Raw genomic sequence first — 20,151 nt, forward strand, 5'->3', positions numbered from 1 at the left:
CTGGTGCCAGGTTGCTCCGACCCCACTTGCAATGGGGTGCGAGCCGGCCATGGCCTGCCGAGATCGCCTCATTGCAGTAGGATTCGTACCATTGGCCGCACATCCGGCCCCCTCCCAAGGAGTTATCAGTCCATGAGCGCCGTAGCCGAAAACATCCAGACCCAGATGCCCGAGCCGATCATCTTCACCGACAGCGCGGCAGCCAAGGTGGCCGACCTGATCGCCGAAGAAGGCAACCCCGACCTCAAGCTGCGCGTGTTCGTGCAGGGCGGCGGCTGCTCCGGCTTCCAGTACGGCTTCACCTTCGATGAGATCACCAACGAAGACGACACCACCATGACCAAGAACGGTGTGTCGCTGCTGATCGACGCGATGAGCTACCAGTACCTGGTCGGCGCCGAGATCGACTACAAGGAAGACCTGCAGGGCGCCCAGTTCGTGATCAAGAACCCGAACGCCACCAGCACCTGCGGCTGCGGCTCGAGCTTCTCGGCCTGATCCGCCGGATGCCGTTGAACCCCCAGCCCGCCTGAAGAAGAAAGCCGCCTCCGGGCGGCTTTTTCGTTCCCGTCCTTCTTTCTGCCCAGCCTGCCCCCCATGACTTCCGAGGCCGAAGCCACCGAACATCCCGTCCGCAAGAGCCTGCTGTGGCTCGTCGCCGTCGGCTTCTTCATGCAGACGCTCGACGCCACCATCATCAACACGGCGCTGCCGGCGATGGCCGCGAGCCTCGGCGAAAGCCCGCTGCGCATGCAGTCGGTGGTGGTGGCCTATGCGCTCACCATGGCGATGCTGATTCCCGCCTCGGGCTGGATCGCCGACCGCTTCGGCACGCGGCGGGTGTTCTTCTCGGCCATCGTGCTGTTCGCGCTGGGTTCGGTGCTGTGCGCGCTTTCGCACAGCCTGGGCCAGCTGGTGGCGGCGCGCGTGCTGCAGGGCCTCGGCGGGGCGCTGCTGCTGCCCGTGGGCCGGCTGTCGCTGCTGCGGACGGTGCCGCGCGGGGAATTCCTCCAGGCGATGAGCTTCGTGGCCATCCCGGGGCTCATCGGGCCGCTGCTGGGGCCGACGCTGGGCGGGTGGCTGGTGCAGTACGCCTCCTGGCACTGGATCTTCCTGATCAACGTGCCCGTGGGCCTGCTCGGGTGCATCGCCACCCTCAAATACATGCCCGATCTGCGCGGCGTGACGCTCAAGCGCTTCGACAGCGTGGGCTATGCGATGCTGGCCTTCGGCATGGTGGCGATCTCGCTCGCGCTGGACGGCGTGGGCCTGCGCCAGGGCGGCGTGCTGGTCGTGCTGATCTTCGGCTTCGCGAGCATTGCCGGCTACTGGCTGCGGGCCTCGCGCACCCCCGAGCCGCTCTTCGCGCCTTCGCTCTTCCGCGTGCCCACGCTCAGCATCGGGCTGATCGGCAATCTGTTCTCGCGGCTGGGCAGCAGCTGCATGCCCTTCCTGGTGCCGCTGCTGCTGCAGGTGTCGATGGGCTACTCGCCCGTGCACGCCGGGCTGATGATGCTGCCGATCGCCCTGGCCGGCATGGCCATGAAGCGCGTCGCCACCCCGCTGATCAGGCGCAACGGCTACCGCAAGGTGCTGGTGATCAACACCATCCTCGTGGGCTGCACCATGGCCAGCTTCGGGCTCACGGCGCCGGGCCAGCCGATGGCGCTGCACGTGCTGCAGCTGCTGGCATTCGGGGCGGTCAATTCGCTGCAGTTCACGGCCATGAACACCATCACGCTGAAGGACATGGACGGCAGCATGGCCAGCAGCGGCAACAGCCTGCTGTCGATGGTGCAGATGCTGGCGATGAGCATGGGCGTGGCAGCCGCCGGTGCGGTGCTGGCGGGCTACAACGGCGTCTTCGGCACCGACACGCCGGCCCACACGCTGGACGCCTTCCAGGCGACCTTTGCGACCATGGGGCTCATCACGATCGCTTCTGCCTTGATCTTCTGGCATCTGCCGTCGGAAGTGCGCGCGCCGCACCCGGCGCAGCCGGAGGTTTCCGGCCAGGGCTGACCCGGCCTCAGGCCGGGTAGATCGCGCCCAGCACCCGCGCGCTGCGCGCGCCGGTCACGCTGGCGAGATTGCCGGGCTCGCGACGCACGGTGGCGCGGGCAAGCCAGGCGAAGGCGGCGGCCTCGACCTGCAGCGGCGGCAGACCGTGGTCTGTGGAGGCCTCGACCGCAACGCCCGGCAGCAGGGCGCGCAGCCGGTCGAGCAGGTGGCCGTTCAGTGCGCCGCCGCCGCAGACGATCAGCAGTCTGCTATCTTTTCCGTAGCTCTTGAGGTCCGCTGCGCAGGCGTGTGCGGTCAGCTCGGCCAGGGTCGCCTGGACGTCTTCCGGGGCCATGGCAGTGGTGCCGAGCTGCGCCGCCAGCCACGCGGGGTTGAACAGGTCGCGGCCGGTGCTCTTGGGTGGCGTCCGGGCGAAATACGGATCCGCCAGAAGCTGCGCGAGCAGCTCGGGCAGCACCTTTCCGCTGGCCGCCCACTGGCCGCCGCTGTCGAAAGGCTGCCCTTGATGAGCCTGGCACCAGTGGTCCATCAGCGCGTTGCCGGGGCCGCAGTCGAAGCCCAGGACGCTGACCGTACCCTCTGGCCTGTTGGTGGCCGGCAGCAGGCTCAGGTTGGAGATGCCGCCGATGTTCAGTACCGCGACCGTCTCGTCGGGCCTGGCGAAGAGCGCGCGGTGGAAGGCCGGCACCAGCGGCGCGCCCTGGCCGCCGGCCGCGAGGTCACGGCTGCGGAAGTCGGCCACCACGTCGATGCCGGTCAGCTCGGCCAGCAGCGAGGGGTTGTTGATCTGGAGCGTGTAGCCGACCTCGTCGAACTCGAGCGGCCGGTGCCGCACGGTCTGGCCGTGCGCGCCGATGGCGGTGACTGCGCCGGCGTCGGTGCCGCTGTCGGCCAGCAACTGGGCCACGACACCCGCGTAGGCGCGGGCCAGCCCGTTTCCGGCCAGTGCGGCGCGGTGGAGTTCGTTGTCGCCCGGTGTGTTCAGCGCCAGCAGCTCGGCGCGCAGTGCCACCGGAAACGGGGCGGTCGCGTAGGACCGCACCGCGATGCGCCCGCCTGAAAAGTCGGCGAGCACGCCATCGACGCCGTCGAGCGAGGTGCCCGACATGAGGCCGATGAAAAGCTCGGCCGCCATCGCCGCGGAATCAGTCGGCGCTGGCCTGGATGACGGAGAAGGCCGCAGCCAGTTCGGTGCGCGCGCCGGAAGCGACGCGTTCGAAGGCCGGACGCATGGCGGCGGTGATCGGCGCGCCGCCTTCCTGTGCGATGGAGGTCGGGTCCTGGTAGACGCCGCCCACGCGGAATTCGAAGTGCAGGTGCGGGCCGGTCGCCCAGCCGGTGGAACCCACCGCGCCGATGGCCTGGCCCTGGCTCACCGCCTGGCCGGCCTTGACGTCGATGCGGCTCAGGTGCGCATACGCCGTCTGCTGGTTGTTGCGGTGGTTGATGATGACGATGTTGCCGTAGCCGTTCTGCGTGCCGGCGAAATCGACCGTGCCGTCGCCGACGGTGCGCACCGAGGTGCCGGTGGGCGCTGCGTAGTCGATACCGTTGTGCTGGCGCCAGCTGTTCAGGATCGGGTGCATGCGCATCGCGAAGCCGCTGGACACGCGCGAGAACTCGACCGGCGTCGCCAGGTAGGCCTTGCGCAGGCTGTCGCCGTTCGGGCGGTAGTAGCTGCCCTTCTGGCCCGCGCCCGGGGGCTGGAACCAGACCGCCTGGTGGATCTTGCCGTTGTTCTCGAACTCGGCCGACAGCACGCGGCCGCTGCGCAGCGCCTGCCCGTCGGCCTCGAAGGTCTCGTACACCACGGCGAAGCGGTCGCCCTTGCGCAGGTTGCGCACGTCGACGTCGCCCGCGAAGATGTCCGCGAGCTGGCTGGCCACGGCGTCGGGAATGCGCGAGTCGTCGGTGGCGGCGAACAGCGAAGTGCGGATGGTGCCGCTGGCCAGGCGCGTGCCCGGGGTCAGCGAGTCGCGCTCGGTCACGCCTGAGAAGCCGGTGGGCGTGCGCTCGATGACGAAGCGCTTGAAGCCGCCGTCGCCGTCGGGAATCCAGCGGGCGCTGAGCTTCTTGAGCTGGTTCTCCTGCGTGGCCTCGGCCGTCACGGTGCGGCCGGCGCGCGAGAAGAGCGCGTTGCGGGCCTCGACGCTGCCGCGCACGAAGGCGGTGGCGGCCGGGTCGGAGATGCCCAGGCGCTTCAGGAGCGCATCGGCGGTGTCGCTGGAGCGGGTGACGTCGGTGCGAAAGAGGGTGAAGCTGAAGTTCTCGAGCGATTCGCTCTGGTCGGCGAACGAGACCGGCGCCGTGGCTTCGAGAATCTGGTGGACGGGGAGGTCGGATGCGTCCGGACCGAGCGATGCCACCGCGAGGGTGCCGGCGCTCAGCAGCACGGTGGCGATGGCCGCGGTGATCTGCCTTGGGTACGTCCGGAATGTATAGGCCACGCGAGAAGCGAGAAGCTCCTCGGCGGCAAGAATGCCGTTGATCAAACTATGAATTCCAGCTCAGGTTCTGCAGGTCCGTGCTGCAAGGCCCAGTCACGTTCAGGGCGGCAGGAGACGGTGCGGAAAGAAGCGCCGCTTAGAATCCGGCGCTTGAAAAGTCGGGCTGAGTATAGCTTCGGCCCCCCGAAAATCAGCAAAAAAAGCCCGTAAAGGCCGATTCTGTTACATCCATGAGCCTCTCGAATAGTGTAGGACGCGCGCTCGAAATCTCCCTCCGGGGCGCCGACGAGCTGCTGCCGCAGGACGAATGGGTGCGCAAGCTCCAGCGGTCCGAAGCCACCGGAACCCCGCTGCGCATCAAGCTGGGCCTGGACCCGACCGCGCCGGACATCCACATCGGCCATACCGTGGTGCTCAACAAGATGCGCCAGCTGCAGGACCTGGGCCACCGGGTGATCTTCCTGATCGGCGACTTCACCACCACCATCGGCGACCCCTCCGGCCGCAACAGCACCCGCCCGCCGCTCACCCGCGAGCAGATCGAGGCCAACGCCCAGACCTACTACAAGCAGGCCAGCCTGGTGCTCGATCCCGAGAAGACCGAGATCCGCTACAACTCCGAATGGAGCGACCCCCTGGGCGCCCGCGGCATGATCCAGCTGGCCGCCAAGTACACGGTCGCCCGGATGATGGAGCGCGACGACTTCAACAAGCGCTTCAAGGCCGGCCAGTCGATCTCGGTGCACGAATTCCTCTACCCGCTGATGCAGGGCTACGACTCGGTCGCCCTCAAGAGCGACCTGGAACTGGGCGGCACCGACCAGAAGTTCAACCTGCTCGTCGGCCGCCATCTCCAGCAGGAATACGGCCAGGAACCGCAGTGCATCCTCACCATGCCGCTGCTGGAAGGGCTCGACGGCGTCGAGAAGATGTCCAAGAGCAAGAACAACTACATCGGCATCAGCGAAGACGCCAACACCATGTTCGCCAAGGTGCTGTCGATTTCCGACGACCTGATGTGGCGCTGGTACACGCTGCTGAGCTTCCAGTCGCTCGAGCAGATCGCGGCGTTGAAGGCCGAGGTCGAGGGCGGACGCAACCCGAAGGACGCCAAGGTCGCGCTGGCCAAGGAAATCACCACCCGCTTCCACAGCGCAGCGGCGGCCGATGCGGCCGAGCAGGACTTCATCAACCGCAGCAAGGGCGGCGTGCCGGAGGAGATTCCGGAGGTGTCGCTGTCGGGGGCGCCGCTGGGCATTGCCCAGGTGCTCAAGCAGGCGAACCTGGCGGCTTCGGCTGGAGAAGGCAACCGCCTGATCGACGGCGGCGGCGTGCGGATCGATTCCGCCGTGGTCAGCGACAAGGCGCTGAAGCTGCCCGCGGGCAGCTACGTGGTGCAGGTCGGCAAGCGCAAGTTCGCGCGCGTGACGCTGAGCTGAACCGGAACGGGCCCCCGCGGGGCCTGCTCCGCATCCTTATTTATCTACCGGACCTCGATGGTCACGCGCCGGTTGCGCGGCTCGTCCACCTCGTCGGCGGTCTGGACGGCCAGGTCGCGTTCGCCGCGGCCCACGGCCTCGATGCGGTTGGCCGGGAACTGGCGCTCGACGAAGAGCTGGGCCACTTCCTGCGCGCGGCGGCGCGAGAGCTCGTCGTTCTGCGGACCGCTTCCCTTGGTGTCGGTGTGGCCGGTGACCACGATGTCGCCGCCGCTGCGCGCCAGCGCTGCCGCCAGCGCCTCGCTCATGATCTGCTGCGAAGCCGGCGTCAGCGTGGTTCCGCCGAGCTCGAAGTAGACCGTGTAGCGCTGCGGCGGAGGCGGGCGCATGTCGAACAGCGGCTTGTTCTCCGCCTGCACCTTGGCCGGATCGACGTTGTCGACCACGGGGGCGCCCTTGGCGCCGACCGCGGCCGTGGCGCGCTGGTAGGGCGTGGAGAGCACTTCCTCGCCGTCCTTGGCGCGGACCACCACCGCCGAGGGCTTGCCGTCGGCCTGCGGCAGCAGCACCACCCGCGTGCCGGGCGTGGAGCAAGCGGCCAGCAGGGCGGCGGCCAACGTGGCTGCGAGAAGGGAGGGGAAACGGGAGGATGGGAGTTTCTTCGGCATCTTGATCATGGCTGGCCGTCGGCTTGCACGATGAAGTCGGTGCCGCGGATGCCGATGGTGGCAGTCTGCGTCTCGACCCGCACCGCGTCGGGGTTGGTCTTGCCGATGAGGCCGGTGATCATGCGCATGGAGCCGCGCAGCAGCGAGAGCAGGATGCCGCCGTCGCGCGTGGTGCCGTCGAAATGGAATTCCTTGAGATCGAGGCGCGTGGAGGGCCCGACCACCAGCGTCGTGTCGTCGCGCAGCACCAGGGAGGCCGAGGAGTCGGGGCCGGTCACGATGCGGTCCACCGCGCCCACCGCGTCGCCTGCGCTGGCCGTGCGGGCTGCGCCGGCGCCGTTGAGCAGCTGGACGCTGCCGCGCACCGACTTCACGAAGCCGGCCTGGAGATCGGGCTTGGCGGCAGGCACTGGCGCGGGAGCCGCTTCCGCAGCTGCCGGCGCGGGTGCTGGAGCGGTCGCAGGAGCGGCCGGCGGCGTCTGGGCCTGCGCCAGCGCGGCGTATCCCGCGATGGCGATGCCGCCGAGGACGGTCACGAGGTTTTTCATCATCTGGCTCTCTGTGCTAAGAGTTGCGCAACGTTAGTCAAACATTATTAATGCGAAGGCGTTACATATGGACACGAGGCCGATAATTCAGGCTGTTTCTGCGCCCTTTTACCGCTTTTCGCCCTGCTTCCTGCACTGTTCACGGTGGTTTTCGAATGATGTTTACCCCTAAGGCGCTGCTTCGCGCGTCGGTTGCCGTGGCTTTGATCACGATCGTGCTCAAGGGCCTGGCCGGCTACATGACGAATTCCATGGGCCTGATCTCGGACGCCATGGAGTCCTTCGTGAATCTCGCGAGCGCCGTCTTCGCGCTCGCGATGGTGACCATCGCCGAGCGGCCGGCCGACGACGACCACCCCTACGGCCACCACAAGGCCGAGTACTTCTCCTCGGGTTTCGAGGGCATCCTGATCGTCGGGGCGGCCATCGCCATCCTCTGGGTCTCGGTGCAGCGGCTGCTGTCGCCCCAGCCGCTGGAGCAGCTGGGCTGGGGCCTGGCGCTGTCGGTGATCAGCTCGGGCTTCAACGCGGGGCTGGCCCTGCTGCTGTTCCGCGCGGCGCGCGCCCACCGCTCGATCGCGCTGGAGGCCGACGGCCGCCACCTGATGGCCGACGTCTGGACGTCCGCCGCCGTGCTGATCGGCATCGTCGGCGTGATGGTCACCGGCTGGCTCTGGCTCGATCCGATCCTGGCCATCGGCGTCGCGCTGAACATCGCGCGCGAGGGCGTCAAGCTGGTGTGGCGCTCCTCGCAGGGGCTGATGGACGAGGCGGTCGACTCCGAAACCCTCGGCACCGTGCGCGCCACCATCGATGCCTTCGCCGCCCGCGTGCCCGAAGGCCGGCGGCTGCGCTTCGACGACATGGTCACGCGCAGCGCCGGCCAGCGCCGCTTCGCCGACCTGCACATGCACGTGCCCGGCGACTGGACGCTGCAGCACGCCGCCGGCATGCGCGACGAGCTCGAGCAGGCGCTGATGGACGCCGTGCCCGGCCTGCGCGTCACCATCCAGCTGTTGCCCTTGACCATGGAAGCCCGCGCCACCCAGGCCGGCGAACATCACCCCCTATGAAAGCCGTTCTCCAGCGCGTCGCGAATGCCCGCGTCGACATTTCCGGCCGCACCGTCGGCGCCATCGATGCAGGCCTGCTCGTGCTGCTGTGCGCCGAGCGCGGCGACGTCGACGCGCTCGCCGACCGCATGCTCGCCAAGATCCTCAAGCTGCGCATCTTCGCCGACGAGGCCGGCAAGATGAACCGCAGCGTGCAGGACATCGGCGGCGGCCTGCTCGTGGTGAGCCAGTTCACGCTGGCGGCCGATGCGAGCGCAGGCAACCGCCCCAGCTTCACCCAGGCCGCGCCGCCCGACGAAGGGCGGCGCCTCTACGAATACTTCGTGGCGCAGGCCCGCGCCGCGCATCCGGTGGTGGCCACCGGCGAGTTCGGCGCCGACATGCAGGTGCACCTGCTCAACGACGGGCCGGTCACGATCCCGCTGCAGATGACGGCGTAGCGGCGGCCGGCCGCCCGGCTATTTGCCGTAGGGGTTGCGCACGCCCAGCCCCGCGAGGATCTCTATCTCGTACGCCTCCATCTCGTCGGCGTCGGCCTCGCTGGTCTCGTGGTCCCAGCCCTGGGCGTGCAGCGTGCCGTGCACCAGCAGGTGCGCGTAGTGGTCGGCCAGCGTCTTGCGGTTTTCCTTCGCCTCGCGCGCGACCACCGGCGCGCACAGCACCAGGTCGGCCATCACGACGGGGCCCTGCGCATAGTCGAAGGTGAGCACGTTGGTCGCATAGTCCTTGCCGCGGAACTCGCGGTTCAGGCGCTGGCCTTCGTCGGCATCGACGATGCGCACCGTGATCTCGCCGTCGATGTCGAGCGCATGGCGTATCCAGCGCGTCACGCTGTGGCGCGGCAGCGCGGCGCGGTGGCGCTCCACGCCCTTGAAGCGGCCGAACTGCAGCGACAGCGAAAGCGCCGGGAGCTTCGATGCCGCCATCTCAGTGGCTCCCCGCGCGCTTGCGCTGGCCGTCGTAGGCATCGACGATCTTCGCCACCAGCGGGTGGCGCACCACGTCCGCGCTCGTGAAGTGCGTCATGGCGATGCCGTTCACGCGCTTGAGCACGCGCTCGGCGTCGATCAGGCCGCTCAGCTGGTTCTTGGGCAGGTCGATCTGGCTCACGTCGCCCGTCACCACCGCGCGCGCGCCGAAGCCGATGCGCGTGAGGAACATCTTCATCTGCTCCGGCGTGGTGTTCTGCGCCTCGTCGAGGATCACGAAGGCATTGTTCAGCGTGCGCCCGCGCATGAAGGCCAGCGGCGCGATCTCCAGCGCATTGCGCTCGAAGGCCTTCTGCACCTTCTCGAAGCCCATCAGGTCGTAGAGCGCGTCGTACAGCGGGCGCAGGTACGGGTCGACCTTCTGCGTCAGGTCGCCCGGCAGGAAGCCCAGACGCTCGCCTGCTTCCACCGCCGGGCGCGTCAGCACGATGCGCTGCACCGCGGCGCGCTCCAGCGCGTCTACCGCGCAGGCCACTGCCAGATACGTCTTGCCGGTGCCGGCCGGGCCGATGCCGAAGGTGATGTCGTGCTTCGCGATGTTGTCGAGGTAGATCGCCTGCGTGGGCGTGCGCGGCCGCAGGTCGCCGCGGCGGGTGACGAGCATCGCCGCATCGTCGTCGCCGTCGAGCATCCCGCCGTCGCCGGCCAGCGTGAGCTGCACCACGGCCGCGTCGATCGGCCGCTGCGCGATCTCGTAGAGCGCCTGCAGAACGTCCATGGCGCGCTGCGCGGGGGCCTTGTGGCCCTCGACCTTGAACTGCTCGTGGCGGTGCGCGATCTTCACGTCCAGCGCCTCCTCGATGCGGCGCAGGTGGGCGTCCAGCGGGCCGCACAGGTGGCTCAGGCGCGAGTTGTTCAGTGGGGTGAAGGTGTGTCGCAGAATCACGCGGTATCCATTTCCATCTAATCGGCAGCCCATGCAAGACCAGCCACGCTCGAAAAAACGCAATCCAGGGCGGGAAACACCGCGGAACCGGCTTTGCCGGGCCGCCGGTGTTGCCCTGTTGAGGGGGAAAGCGGCTACACGGAGTGAGCAAGCAACGGGGGGAAGCCAATGATAGGCAAACTGACCGGCACCCTGGCCGAGCGCAATCCGCCGCAGGTCGTTGTCGACTGCAACGGCGTTGGCTACGAGGTCGACGTGCCGATGAGCACGTTCTACAACCTGCCGAACGTCGGCACCAAGGTGTCGCTGCTCACGCACTTCGTCGTGCGCGAGGACGCGCAGATTCTCTACGGCTTCGGCACTGCCGAGGAGCGCGCGGCCTTCCGCCAGCTCATCAAGATCACCGGCGTGGGTCCGCGCACCGCGCTGGGCCTGCTTTCGGGCATGAGCGTGGGCGAACTCTCGCAGGCGATCACCACGCAGGAGCTGGGCCGGCTGGTGAAGATCCCCGGCATCGGCAAGAAGACGGCCGAGCGGCTGCTGCTGGAGCTCAAGGGCAAGCTCGGCGCCGACATCGGCCTGCCGGCGCACGCCGCCTCCGACGCGCAGGCCGACATCCTGCAGGCGCTGGTCGCCCTGGGCTACAGCGACAAGGAAGCCGCGCTCGCGCTCAAGGCGCTGCCCAAGGACGTGGCGGTGAGCGAAGGCATCAAGCTGGCGCTGAAGTCGCTGGCCAAGTGAGGCCGGCGGCGGCGGCGCTTCTTTTCACTCCAGCGTCAGTCCGATGTCCTTCACCAGCAGGTTCCAGTCGTGCAGGTCCTTCTGGATGGTGGCGGCGAACTGCTCGGGCGTGTTCTGCGGCAGGTCGGTGAAGTTGAGTTCGCGCAGGCGCTGCACCACCGCCGGGTCCTTCAGCAGCTGATTCACGGCGAGGTTGAGCTTCTTGACGATGGCCGGCGGCGTCTTCGCGGGCGCCAGCAGGCCGTACCACGAATAGTTCGCGAAGGGGTAGCCGGCCTCCGTCATCGTCGGCACGTCGGGCAGCATCGGGATGCGCGAGGGTCCGCTGTTGGCCAGCGCCTTCAGCCGGCCCGCGCGCACCAGCTCCACCGTGGACGACATGTCGGCGAAGGCCGCATCCACCTGCCCGCCCATCAGGTCCTGCACGCACGGACCGCTGCCCTTGTAGGGCACGTGCGTCATCGACAGGCCCGCCTGCTTCCTGAGGCTTTCCATCGCGAGGTGGCCGCCCGAGCCGTTGCCCCACGAGCAGTAGTTGAGCTTGCCGGGGCGCGCCTTGGCGTAAGCGACGAATTCCTTGAGCGTCTTCACCGGCAGGTCCGGCCGCACCAGCAGCAGGTTGCCGCCGCGCCCGATCTGCGCCACGGGCGCGAAGTCCTTCACCGGGTCGTAGGGCAGCTTCCTGTAGAGGCTGGGGTTCACCACCATCGCCGCGGCGTAGGTGAACAGCAGCTTGTAGCCGTCGGGCGTGGCGCGCGCCGCGAGCTCGGTGCCGAGGATGCCGTTGGCGCCCGGGCGGTTGTCGATGATGAAGGGCTGCTTCATCGACTTGGAGAGCGCGTCGGCGATCAGCCGCGAGATGGTGTCGGTGCCGCCCGCCGCCGCCGTGGGAACGATCAGCGTCACCGGCTTGTCGGGATAGGCATCGGCATTGCCCTGTGCATGGACGGCCATCGCCGCCCACGCCGCGAGCGCGCCCACGGCCAGCGAGCGCAGGCGGTGCCGGAGGAGTGTGGTTGTCATGTGTTGTCTCCTGTCGTCTGTTTTTCAGTGGATGCCGAAGCGCGCCTGCGTTCCCTGCTCGATCATGTCCGCGCCCACGCGATACAGGTTGCGCGAGACGTAACTCGGCACCTGCCGTGCACGCTCGCGCAGCCATTCGGCCTTCAGCGAGCGCGCCTCCACGATCTCGGGCGCGTCGCCCTCGGCGATGGCCAGCAGGTCGATGACGTGCAGTGCGAGCTGCCAGCGGCCTTCCTTCGCGAGGGCGCATGCACGCGCGATCACGCCGCGCTTGTCGGTGATGGCCTCGGCCACGGCCCGGCCGACGGCCTCGGGCGCCTCGGGGTGCAGCGAGGTCGGGTTGCGGTCCCACCAGCCGTTCTCCGAGCGGTAGATGTCGCGCACGATGTAGCCGGGGTCGCCGTACGTCGGCTTCATCCACTCGACGTCGAACAGCTCGTCGGGAAAGCGGATGCGCGCGAGCACGCCGCGCTCGTTGTGCCCCTCGTTCATCAGCCGCACGACCTCGGCGCGCAGCCAGCGCAGCGCACGCGCGGTGTGGGTGAGCACGTGCCGCACCTGCTCCTCGCCTTCGAGCGTGGCGCCGAACTCGCGCACCGCCTTGCGCGCGCCGAGCGCCGCGAGCGCTTCGAGCGTGTCGGCCCAGCGCACCGTGTCGCGCATCGTGCGAAAGGGCGTGCCGATGTTGGGAATCGAATCGATCAGCGCTGCACCGCCGTAAAGCACGCGCTGCGACGGGCTCCACAGCGCGATCGCGTCGTCGGTTTCCGATGGTGCCCAGCGCAGCTCGACATGGCTGTCGCCCTGGCCGATCTGCAGCCGGTCGTCGAAGGTTTCCGTGGGCGCGTGCATGGTGAGCCGGCGGTCGAAGAAGCCCGCCGGCCGGTTGAACTGGATCTCCGCCATGCGGTGCTGCAGCGCCTCGGTCTCGCGGTAGCGGGCCTGGCGCCGCAGCACGTTGCGGTGCGCGATGACGCGCGGCGGCGCATCACCGCGCTGCTCGGCATGCGCGAGCCACATCGGCACGCCGGAGTTGTAGCCCACGTGCCCGTGGCTGTAGCAGAGCGCATGCAGCGGCGCGTTGCTGAGCTTGCGCACCGCGTCGATCATTCCCTGCGTCACCGGGCCGCCAGGCCCGGCATCGATCACCACGAGGCCGGCGTCCGTCTCGGCCACGAAGGACTGCCCCTGGCCGCGCAGGATGTGCAGGCCCGGCGCCACCGTCTCGGTGCCGGTGCCGACGATGAGGAAAGGCTTCTCCTGTCCGACGCCGTTCGTGTTGTTCGTATCGTTCGTGTTCATGCGGCCTCCCCGGTACGCACCAGCGCCGGCAGCGCATAGCGGCCGTCCAGCATTTCCTCGCGCGGCACGTAGGCGCGCAGGCACAGATAGAAGTCGCCCGCGGGCGCCGGCAGCCAGTTCGCCTGCGCGGCTTCGTCGTCCGGGCGCGCATGCTGGATGTGCAGCGTGAGCCCGCCGTCCAAGTCGCGTCGCAGCCCGCGCGTGCGGTCGCCGATGGCGTAGCGGTCGATGGGGTTGTCCACCAGCATGTAGTCGCGGCTGTCGTACATCGTGAGCGACCAGAAGGCATCGACCGGCGGCAGCGCGCCGGGCGCGAAGCGCAGCGTGTAGCGGCCGCTGCCGTCGAGCTTGCGCCCGGATGCGTCGTGCCACGCCAGCGGGTAGGTCGCCTCGCGGCTCTCGAGCATGCCGATGTACTTGAGCGCCACCAGCGCGCGCGCCAGGTGGTCGTCGCCGAAGCTGCCTTCGACCAGCGGCATCTGCACCCAGCCGGTGGAAGAGGTGGCGCCCGACTGCGCATGGCGCAGGCGCGGCAGCACGGCGTCGAGCGCTTTCTGCAGCACGGCGAGCTGCGCCTCGTCGGGTTCGCCGGTACCGAGGCCCAGCCCGAGCCGCGTGAAGCGTGCCAGCAGCCCGGCATCGCGCGCCGGCGGCGGGTTCTCGCGCAGTGCGCGGTTCACCTGCGCCGCGAAGTGTTCGGCGCTCAGCGGCGCCTTCGGATCGCAGGCCGGGTCGAAATGCTTCGGCATCGACGAGGCCTTGCCGGCCCGCCAGTCGCCGAGCGTGCGCACGACGAAGCCGTCCTGCAGCGCATTCACGGCCGGCACGTCGCCGGGTCCGTCGACCAGGATGCGGCCGATCACCCACAGCCAGCGCGTCGGCGCCTCGATGTGCGAGCCGGGCTGCGCGAATGCGGCCGGCACTTCCCCGCGCCAGCCCGGCGGCGTGACGAGGAAGGAGCGCGCCGCCGTTCCGGTGAGCCGCTGGCCGATGTGCGCGAAGGGGTTCGTGTAGAAGTCCAGCAGGCCCAGCACGTAGTAGCGCCCGGCCGTGTCGGGCACGTCGATCACCAGCGGGCCTTCGCCCAGGTCGAGCCAGGCGTTGGTGTAGAGCGTGTCGTTGTTCGGCGTCACCACGCGGCTCTTGCCTGCGCCCAGCAGCTGGCGCGCGTGGGTGAACACGTTGCACCAGCGATGCGGCCTGGGTGCTTCTCCCGCGGTGTCGGAGCGCTGCGGCGAGGTGGCCGCGCGCATGCGGCTCATCTCGTAGAGCGGGAAGGCGTAGACGACGGCCTCCTCGGCCAGCGTGCGCAGTCCGTCGTCGATGGTCGTGGTCTGCATCCTCAGGCCTCCCGTGCCCGCAGGGCGGGAATGCGCCAGCTCTGCACGCCCTCGCGCGGGTAGTACATGCGAAGGATCAGATAGAAGCGGCCGGCCGGCGCGGGCAGCCAGTTGGACGCGTCGGCCGGGCGCACATGGCCGAACTCGATCTCCAGGCTGCCGTCGGCTGCGCGCTTCAGGCCGGGCGTGCGGTCGCCGATGGCGTGGCGCCTGATCTCGTTGGGGTAGAGGAAGCGGTCGGCGTCGTAGAGCGTCACCGACCAGAAGGCGTCCGCGGGCGGCATGTCGTCGGCCTCGAAGCGCATCGTGTAGCTGCGCTGGCCGTCCAGCGGCTCCTGCCTCTCGTCGTAGTGCGCGGCCGCGTACACCGCCTCGCTGGTGGCCAGCGCGCCCAGCCCCAGGTAGGCGGTGCGGGCGCGGCCGAGAAACTCGTTGCCGTAGCGGCCGGTGGAAGGCGTCATCGACCAGGGCTTGGGCCGCCGGTTGCGGCCCACGGCGCCGACCAGCTGCACGCCTTCGGCGAAGCCCTCGATCAGGCCTTCGCGGGTGGGCTCGTCCAGCGTGTCCCATGAGAACGCGGCGTCCGGCCGCAGCCCGGCCTGGCCGAACCACGCGACCAGCGCGCGGTCTTCCACGCGGCCCGGCGCCTCGGCGAGCTCCCGGCACATGTTGGTGAAGAAGCGCGGCGCCACCTGCGCGGCCGGCTCGCCGTTCTCGAAGGCCGCGGCCATCGCGTCGACCGCAGGGCCGTCCCAGTGCTCGACGGCGGACGGCCGACCCTGCAGCACAGTGCCGGGCGCGGGCGCCAGCCCGATCTCGGACTGCAGCGTGCGTGCGGCGGGCCAGTCGCTCTCGTCGCCCACGAGGATGCGGCCGATCAGCCAGACGAGATCGGTCGGGCAACGCACCACGCGGTGGCCCGCGAGCGATTCCGGCACAGTGCCGCCCGGCCCGACGAGCACCACCGTCTCGCCCTCCGGGTTGCAGTTGCGCGGCCCCAGGTTCTCGAAGTTCTCGGTGTAGGCGTCGTACAGCGGCAGCACGAAGTAGCGGCCCGGATGGCGCGACGATGCGGGCACCGTCAGCAGCATCGGCCCATGGGCCAGGTGCACCCACGCGATGGTGTAGAGCAGGTCGTTGGCCGGCGTCACCACGTCGCGGTCTTCATGGGTGGAGGGGCGCGGCGCGTGATGCAGCGTGTTCAGCGGCGCACGCACGTCCGATCCGTGCGAGGCGCCGGCGCGGCGCTCGGCCTGGGGCGCGGTCTGCATGGCGCAGGTGCGGTAGGTCTCGGTGAGCGGGTAGCCGTAGACGAAGGCGGCCAGGCCGATGGAGCGGGCCAGCGCCTTGCGCGCGAGGACAACGGCGAGATTGGGATCGGGAGCGTTCATGTCGGATGTCTCTTTGCTGGAGTTCATGGATCGGTTCAATCGAGCTTCACACCCGTGGCCTGCGTCAGGCGCAGCGTCACGGGGAGGAATGCCCTGTAGGCAGCGGTGGCCTCGGCCGGCAGGTTGCCCACCGGTTCGGCGCCCAGCTCCTCGATGCGGCGGCTGACCTCGGGCTGGCGGGTCACCGCGCTGACTTCGCGTCCCAGCCGTTCGACGATCGCATCGGGCGTCTTCGCGGGCGCCATCAGCGAGGTCGGGCCGGTGAGCGCATAGACCTCGTCGGCGTAGCCCTGCTCGGCGAAGGTCGGCACGTCGGGCAGCGCCTTGGCGCGGCGCGGTCCGGCAACGGCCAGTGCGCGCAGCTTGCCGGCCGCGATGTACGGCTGCAGCGTGGTGACCGAGCCCACGGTCATGTTGATGACGCCGCTGATCAGGTCCACCGCCATCGGGCTCTCGCCCTTGTAGGGCACGTGCAGCGTCTGCAGGCCGTAGGTCTTGTCCATGTAGACCTGGATCTGGTGCGGCTGCGTGCCCGGGCCCCACGAGCCCATCGTGTACTTGCCGGGCGCGGCCTTCACCGCGGCGATCAGGCTCTTGAAGTCCTTCGCCGGCACCGAGGGGTGCACGGCCAGCACGGTGCGCGTGGTGGCGATGTCCGAGACCATGCGCAGGTCGGTGCGCGGGTCGTAGGGCAGCTTGCTGTAGAGCACCATGTTCGCGGTGACGGGGCCCGGCACCGTCAGCAGCAGCGTGTAGCCGTCGGGCGCGCTCTTGGCGACGTAGTCGGTGCCGATGATCCCGCCCGCGCCGCTGCGGTTCTCGACCACCACCGGCTGGCCCAGCCGCTTCGACAGCCCCTCTGCCACGATGCGCGCGAGGATGTCGGTGGAACCGCCCGCCTGGTACTGCACGACGATGCGCAGCGGCTTCGACGGAAAGGGCGCCTCGGCCTGCGCACCGCCGGCCGCGAGCGCGATGGCTGCGCCGAGCATGGCAAGTTGTCTCTTCGATGTCGTCATGCGGTGTGTCTCCCGTTGTTGTTCATGCGGCGCGCCCGACCACCAGCGCATCGACCGCCACGCAGCCGCCATCGGCCCGCGGCCGCGCGATCAGCGGGTTGATCTCCGCGCTGTCGAGCGAGTCGCCGGCGCGCAGCGCGAAGCCGGCTAGCGCGCACAGCGCATCGGCGATCGAGTCGAGATCCACCGGCGCACGGCCGCGCGCGCCGTCGAGGATCGCGAAGGCGCGCAGCTCGCGCACCATGGCCAGCGCGTCGCCGCGCGTGATCGGCAGCGCGCGCAGCGACACGTCGCGCAGCGTCTCGACGTGGATGCCGCCCAGGCCGAACATCAGCACCGGGCCGAACACCGGGTCGCGGTGCACGCCTGCGATGCATTCGACGCCGCCTGCCAGCATGCGCGCCACCAGTGCGCCGTCGAGCCGTGCGTCGGGCCGTGCGGTGAGTGCCCGATCGCGCGTGCGCTCGAAGGCCGCCTTTGCCTGCGCCGCGCCGCGCAGCCCGAGCGCCACCCCGCCGACGTCCGACTTGTGCGGGATGTCCGCGCTCACGATCTTCACCACCACCGCGTCGCCGATGGCCTCGGCGGCGGCTGCCGCCTCGTCGGCGCTGCGCACCACGCGGTGCTCGACGACAGGCACGCCGGCTTCGGCGAGCAGCGCCAGCGCGTCGGGCTCGGGCATGGTGCCGGGGGACAGCTTCAGCGGATTCGAGGCGAGAGCCGGGACCGCCGAAGGCGGCGCACCGGTCTTCAATCCGGCCAGCGCGGCGATGGTGCGGATGCCGTCCGACGGATCGGCGAACACCAGGCAGCGCATCGCTTCCAGCTCGGCGCGGCGCTCCGGCGCCAGCAGCGTGCTGATGGCGAGCAGCGTGTCGGGATAGGCCGCGCGCAGCGAGCCCACCAGTTCGCGCAGCACGGGCCAGAACGCGTCCGACGCGCCGGCAGCCGCAAGGAAGCCCATCCACGAGGCGAAGCCGCGGTCGTCGAGCATCACGCGTGCGCTGCGCTCCAGCAGGCTCATGTCGTTCGTGACCTGGCCGGTGATGTCGACCGGATTGCGCGGCGCCGCGAAAGGCACCCAGCTGCGCAGGGTGTCCTGTGCGGCGTCGCTCAGCGGCTGTACGTCCAGGCCCTGCGCCGAGGCCTCGTCGGCCATCAGCGCGCCCACGCCTCCCGAGAGCGTGAACAGGCCGATCGAGCGGTCGCGCGGGCGGCCGGCCACGGCCGCGCTGTGGGCCAGGTCGAAGAACTCGGTGAGGTTGCGCGCGCGCAGCACGCCGTACTGCCGGAACACCGCGTCGTACACCGCGTCGTCGCCGGCCAGTGCCGCGGTGTGCGAGGCCGCGGCCTGCGCGCCCAGCGCGGTGCTGCCGACCTTGACCATCACCACCGGCTTGCCGTTCGCCTGCGCGAGGGCCAGCGCGGCGCGCAGCCGCGGACCGTCGCGGCAGCCTTCCATGTAGCCCATGATCACGTCGGTGGCCGGGTCCTGCGCGAGCCAGGCCAGGCAGTCGGCGAACTGCACGTCGGCCTCGTTGCCGGTGGTGGCCCACAGCGACAGGCCCACGCCGCGCGCCCGCGCCATCGAGTAGGCGTACGCGCCGAACGCGCCCGACTGGCTCACCAGCCCGATGCGCCCCGCGCTCACGCGGCCCACGCCGGGCGCCGGCGAGAAGGTCGCGTAGACATTGCGCGCGATGTTCATGAAGCCCAGGCAGTTCGGGCCGACGAGCCGCACGCCGGCCGCGCGCGCCTTGTCGCCGAGCCGGGCCTGCGCGGCCAACCCATCGGCGCCGGTCTCGGCGAAGCCAGAAGAGAACAGCACCACGCCCTTCACCTTCGCGGCGATGGCATCGTCGAGCGCGCCGTCGACCAGCGCGGCCGGCACGGCGAGGATGGCCAGGTCCACCGGTCGGCCGATGGCGCTCAGGGTGGGCCAGGCCTGCAGGTCCTGGATGCGGTCGGCCTTGGGGTTGACCGGATAGAGCGCGCCGTCGAAGCCGAAGCGGCGCTGGTAGTCGACCGGTATGCCACCGATCTTCTGCGGGCTGGAAGAGGCGCCGACCACCGCGATGGAGCGCGGCGCGAACAGGGCCGAGAGCGATTCGGCCTGGGAGCTGAAGAAATCCATGGGTCGATGCGGGAAGAGCGGTTTCAGAAGTTGTGGCGGATGCCGGCGGCGAGCACGCGCACGCCGTTGCCGCTGTCGGGCGCGACGGTGATGGTCGCGAGCGAGGCCGAGGCGCCGTTGCGGTTGAGCAACCGCAGCCAGCGCGCGTAGAGCACGGTGCGCTTGCTCAGGTAGTAGTCGTAGCCCAGCGTCCAGGCCAGCTGCGAGCGGCTGGAGTCGTCCACCTTGCGCTGCATGGCCTCGAACATCAGGTTCGAGGCGGGCGTCACGTTGTAGGTGACGCCCAGGCTCGCGAGCTTCGCCGTGGGTACGCGCGGCAGGTTCGAGCTGTTGCGCACGTAGTTGGCGTAGAACTGCAGCCCGATGTCCGGCAGCTCGTAGGCGCCGCTCAGCGCCTGGTAGGTGGTGGCGGCCGGCTGGGCCACGGGCGCGGCGGCTGAGCCGGAGCGCGCGCGCTGGAACGCATAGGCGATGTAGTAGGGCTTGCGCGACCAGCCGAGGCTGCCGCCGTAGAAGTTGCCGCTCTGGTGGCTGGGCGCGCTCGATTCCCCGGGGGCGTAGGCGATGTCGGCGAAGAAGTCGCTGCTGGCCGGCGTGCGGTAGCGGACCATGTTGCTCGCGCGGGCCGCGAAGGGCGTGAGGCCCGGCTGCGCGTCGGTGGCGGCCACCAGGTTGATCGGCGAGAACACCGAGTTCACGCCGTACGGGTCGGCCTTGAACAGCGTGTAGAACATCGGCGTGTACATGCGCCCCGCGTCGATCTGCCCCCACGGCCCCGACAGGCCGACGAAGGACTGCCGGCTGAACGACATGGCCGGCCCGGGCAGCGTGCCGTTGCCGGTGTCGGGCGCGAAGCCGCTTTCGAGCGTGAAGTGCGCGCTGAGTCCGCCGCCGAGGTCTTCGGTGCCGCGAAAGCCCAGGCGCGAGGCGGTCTGGCCGCCGTCTTCCAGCCGTTTCGACGAGGTGATGCCCGACTTGGCAAAGGCCATGTAGAGGTCGACCGTGCCGTAGATGGTCACGCTGCTCTGCGCCGGCGTGAGCGAGGAATAGGCCGCCAGCGCAAGGCCGGCGGCTGCTGTCTTCTTCATGTGCTGCTTGTCTCCGGTAGGGCTTGCCGCATGCGGGTGCA

General features: G+C 69.7%; 19 protein-coding genes. 6 read left to right on the forward strand and 13 right to left on the reverse strand.

Annotation, left to right across the window (positions count from 1 at the left end):
- The first annotated feature begins 132 nt into the window (after nucleotides 1-132).
- Nucleotides 133-498 carry an iron-sulfur cluster insertion protein ErpA gene (gene erpA / locus FHY06_RS27715; RefSeq protein ID WP_019656358.1) on the forward strand — a complete coding sequence of 122 codons (366 nt, stop codon included), beginning with the start codon at nucleotides 133-135 and terminating at the stop codon, nucleotides 496-498.
- 99 nt (nucleotides 499-597) lie between these two features.
- Complete coding sequence (gene mdtD / locus FHY06_RS27720; RefSeq protein WP_019656357.1) at nucleotides 598-2,022, forward strand: multidrug transporter subunit MdtD; 1,425 nt, start codon at nucleotides 598-600, stop codon at nucleotides 2,020-2,022.
- 7 nt (nucleotides 2,023-2,029) lie between these two features.
- Here mdtD and FHY06_RS27725 read toward each other — a convergent pair whose 3' ends face one another.
- Together FHY06_RS27725 and FHY06_RS27730 are read right to left on the reverse strand one after the other, a co-directional pair.
- Nucleotides 2,030-3,157 (reverse strand): anhydro-N-acetylmuramic acid kinase, encoded by a 1,128-nt coding sequence (locus FHY06_RS27725; RefSeq protein ID WP_184607006.1) that lies wholly within the window; start codon nucleotides 3,155-3,157, stop codon nucleotides 2,030-2,032.
- Between the two features lie 10 nt (nucleotides 3,158-3,167).
- A complete protein-coding gene (locus tag FHY06_RS27730) occupies nucleotides 3,168-4,514 on the reverse strand; it encodes a M23 family metallopeptidase (RefSeq protein WP_126184777.1) in 1,347 nt (448 codons plus the stop codon).
- A gap of 185 nt (nucleotides 4,515-4,699) precedes the next feature.
- Here FHY06_RS27730 and tyrS point away from each other — a divergent pair, with 185 nt between their 5' ends.
- On the forward strand, nucleotides 4,700-5,908 hold the full coding sequence (gene tyrS, locus FHY06_RS27735) for a tyrosine--tRNA ligase (RefSeq protein ID WP_184607007.1): 1,209 nt from the start codon (nucleotides 4,700-4,702) through the stop codon (nucleotides 5,906-5,908).
- Nucleotides 5,909-5,952: 44 nt separating this feature from the next.
- Here tyrS and FHY06_RS27740 read toward each other — a convergent pair whose 3' ends face one another.
- Both FHY06_RS27740 and FHY06_RS27745 read right to left on the reverse strand, forming a co-directional pair.
- On the reverse strand, nucleotides 5,953-6,576 hold the full coding sequence (locus FHY06_RS27740; protein WP_051127628.1) for an OmpA family protein: 624 nt from the start codon (nucleotides 6,574-6,576) through the stop codon (nucleotides 5,953-5,955).
- 5 nt (nucleotides 6,577-6,581) lie between these two features.
- Nucleotides 6,582-7,124 carry a FecR family protein gene (locus FHY06_RS27745; RefSeq protein ID WP_240650067.1) on the reverse strand — a complete coding sequence of 181 codons (543 nt, stop codon included), beginning with the start codon at nucleotides 7,122-7,124 and terminating at the stop codon, nucleotides 6,582-6,584.
- Nucleotides 7,125-7,279: 155 nt separating this feature from the next.
- Between FHY06_RS27745 and FHY06_RS27750 the strand changes: the two genes are divergently transcribed.
- Together FHY06_RS27750 and dtd are read left to right on the forward strand one after the other, a co-directional pair.
- Nucleotides 7,280-8,197, forward strand: a complete 918-nt coding sequence (locus FHY06_RS27750) for a cation diffusion facilitator family transporter (RefSeq protein WP_132753450.1) — start codon at nucleotides 7,280-7,282, stop codon at nucleotides 8,195-8,197.
- Nucleotides 8,194-8,637 carry a D-aminoacyl-tRNA deacylase gene (gene dtd, locus FHY06_RS27755; protein ID WP_126184774.1) on the forward strand — a complete coding sequence of 148 codons (444 nt, stop codon included), beginning with the start codon at nucleotides 8,194-8,196 and terminating at the stop codon, nucleotides 8,635-8,637. The genes FHY06_RS27750 and dtd overlap by 4 nt, the downstream gene beginning before the upstream one ends.
- 18 nt (nucleotides 8,638-8,655) lie before the next feature.
- On the opposite strand, the gene ybeY is transcribed toward dtd, so the two are convergent.
- A complete protein-coding gene (gene ybeY / locus FHY06_RS27760) occupies nucleotides 8,656-9,123 on the reverse strand; it encodes an rRNA maturation RNase YbeY (RefSeq protein WP_019656349.1) in 468 nt (155 codons plus the stop codon).
- A 1-nt stretch (nucleotide 9,124) separates the two neighbouring features.
- Nucleotides 9,125-10,072, reverse strand: a complete 948-nt coding sequence (locus FHY06_RS27765; RefSeq protein WP_019656348.1) for a PhoH family protein — start codon at nucleotides 10,070-10,072, stop codon at nucleotides 9,125-9,127.
- Nucleotides 10,073-10,240: 168 nt separating this feature from the next.
- Between FHY06_RS27765 and ruvA the strand changes: the two genes are divergently transcribed.
- Nucleotides 10,241-10,813, forward strand: coding sequence for a Holliday junction branch migration protein RuvA (gene ruvA / locus FHY06_RS27770; RefSeq protein ID WP_019656347.1), 573 nt, complete (start codon nucleotides 10,241-10,243; stop codon nucleotides 10,811-10,813).
- A 24-nt stretch (nucleotides 10,814-10,837) separates the two neighbouring features.
- Here ruvA and FHY06_RS27775 read toward each other — a convergent pair whose 3' ends face one another.
- Genes FHY06_RS27775 through FHY06_RS27805 form a run of 7 tightly spaced genes read right to left on the reverse strand, consistent with a single transcriptional unit; the run spans nucleotide 10,838 to nucleotide 20,110 of the window.
- The gene (locus FHY06_RS27775; protein WP_184607009.1) at nucleotides 10,838-11,836 is read right to left on the reverse strand and encodes a Bug family tripartite tricarboxylate transporter substrate binding protein; all 999 of its coding nucleotides are present in this window, start codon (nucleotides 11,834-11,836) and stop codon (nucleotides 10,838-10,840) included.
- 24 nt (nucleotides 11,837-11,860) lie between these two features.
- Nucleotides 11,861-13,138, reverse strand: a complete 1,278-nt coding sequence (locus FHY06_RS27780; protein WP_184607010.1) for an alkyl sulfatase dimerization domain-containing protein — start codon at nucleotides 13,136-13,138, stop codon at nucleotides 11,861-11,863.
- Nucleotides 13,135-14,478: a DUF1254 domain-containing protein gene (locus FHY06_RS27785; protein ID WP_184607011.1), complete on the reverse strand. Its 1,344-nt coding sequence runs from the start codon at nucleotides 14,476-14,478 to the stop codon at nucleotides 13,135-13,137. Before FHY06_RS27785 ends, FHY06_RS27780 begins: the two co-directional genes overlap by 4 nt.
- A 2-nt stretch (nucleotides 14,479-14,480) precedes the next feature.
- Complete coding sequence (locus tag FHY06_RS27790; protein WP_260310727.1) at nucleotides 14,481-15,869, reverse strand: DUF1254 domain-containing protein; 1,389 nt, start codon at nucleotides 15,867-15,869, stop codon at nucleotides 14,481-14,483.
- Between the two features lie 35 nt (nucleotides 15,870-15,904).
- The gene (locus FHY06_RS27795) at nucleotides 15,905-16,888 is read right to left on the reverse strand and encodes a Bug family tripartite tricarboxylate transporter substrate binding protein (RefSeq protein ID WP_409327472.1); all 984 of its coding nucleotides are present in this window, start codon (nucleotides 16,886-16,888) and stop codon (nucleotides 15,905-15,907) included.
- 22 nt (nucleotides 16,889-16,910) lie between these two features.
- Nucleotides 16,911-19,022, reverse strand: coding sequence for an acetate--CoA ligase family protein (locus FHY06_RS27800; protein ID WP_184607013.1), 2,112 nt, complete (start codon nucleotides 19,020-19,022; stop codon nucleotides 16,911-16,913).
- A 23-nt stretch (nucleotides 19,023-19,045) separates the two neighbouring features.
- Nucleotides 19,046-20,110 (reverse strand): porin, encoded by a 1,065-nt coding sequence (locus FHY06_RS27805; RefSeq protein WP_020723221.1) that lies wholly within the window; start codon nucleotides 20,108-20,110, stop codon nucleotides 19,046-19,048.
- Nucleotides 20,111-20,151 lie beyond the last annotated feature (41 nt).

The sequence above is a fragment of the Variovorax atrisoli genome (assembly GCF_014195185.1).
GTDB lineage: Bacteria > Pseudomonadota > Gammaproteobacteria > Burkholderiales > Burkholderiaceae_C > Variovorax > Variovorax atrisoli.

Excerpts from the sequence above, each read along its gene's own strand:
- FHY06_RS27800 (WP_184607013.1), bottom strand. The coding sequence starts at position 19,022 with ATGGATTTCTTCAGCTCCCAGGCCGAATCGCTCTCGGCCCTGTTCGCG.
- FHY06_RS27805 (WP_020723221.1), bottom strand. The coding sequence starts at position 20,110 with ATGAAGAAGACAGCAGCCGCCGGCCTTGCGCTGGCGGCCTATTCCTCG.
- erpA (WP_019656358.1), top strand. The coding sequence starts at position 133 with ATGAGCGCCGTAGCCGAAAACATCCAGACCCAGATGCCCGAGCCGATC.
- FHY06_RS27725 (WP_184607006.1), bottom strand. The coding sequence starts at position 3,157 with ATGGCGGCCGAGCTTTTCATCGGCCTCATGTCGGGCACCTCGCTCGAC.
- FHY06_RS27780 (WP_184607010.1), bottom strand. The coding sequence starts at position 13,138 with ATGAACACGAACGATACGAACAACACGAACGGCGTCGGACAGGAGAAG.
- FHY06_RS27775 (WP_184607009.1), bottom strand. The coding sequence starts at position 11,836 with ATGACAACCACACTCCTCCGGCACCGCCTGCGCTCGCTGGCCGTGGGC.
- ruvA (WP_019656347.1), top strand. The coding sequence starts at position 10,241 with ATGATAGGCAAACTGACCGGCACCCTGGCCGAGCGCAATCCGCCGCAG.
- FHY06_RS27745 (WP_240650067.1), bottom strand. The coding sequence starts at position 7,124 with ATGAAAAACCTCGTGACCGTCCTCGGCGGCATCGCCATCGCGGGATAC.
- FHY06_RS27750 (WP_132753450.1), top strand. The coding sequence starts at position 7,280 with ATGATGTTTACCCCTAAGGCGCTGCTTCGCGCGTCGGTTGCCGTGGCT.
- ybeY (WP_019656349.1), bottom strand. The coding sequence starts at position 9,123 with ATGGCGGCATCGAAGCTCCCGGCGCTTTCGCTGTCGCTGCAGTTCGGC.
- FHY06_RS27740 (WP_051127628.1), bottom strand. The coding sequence starts at position 6,576 with ATGCCGAAGAAACTCCCATCCTCCCGTTTCCCCTCCCTTCTCGCAGCC.
- dtd (WP_126184774.1), top strand. The coding sequence starts at position 8,194 with ATGAAAGCCGTTCTCCAGCGCGTCGCGAATGCCCGCGTCGACATTTCC.
- FHY06_RS27785 (WP_184607011.1), bottom strand. The coding sequence starts at position 14,478 with ATGCAGACCACGACCATCGACGACGGACTGCGCACGCTGGCCGAGGAG.
- tyrS (WP_184607007.1), top strand. The coding sequence starts at position 4,700 with ATGAGCCTCTCGAATAGTGTAGGACGCGCGCTCGAAATCTCCCTCCGG.
- FHY06_RS27790 (WP_260310727.1), bottom strand. The coding sequence starts at position 15,869 with ATGAACGCTCCCGATCCCAATCTCGCCGTTGTCCTCGCGCGCAAGGCG.
- mdtD (WP_019656357.1), top strand. The coding sequence starts at position 598 with ATGACTTCCGAGGCCGAAGCCACCGAACATCCCGTCCGCAAGAGCCTG.
- FHY06_RS27795 (WP_409327472.1), bottom strand. The coding sequence starts at position 16,888 with ATGACGACATCGAAGAGACAACTTGCCATGCTCGGCGCAGCCATCGCG.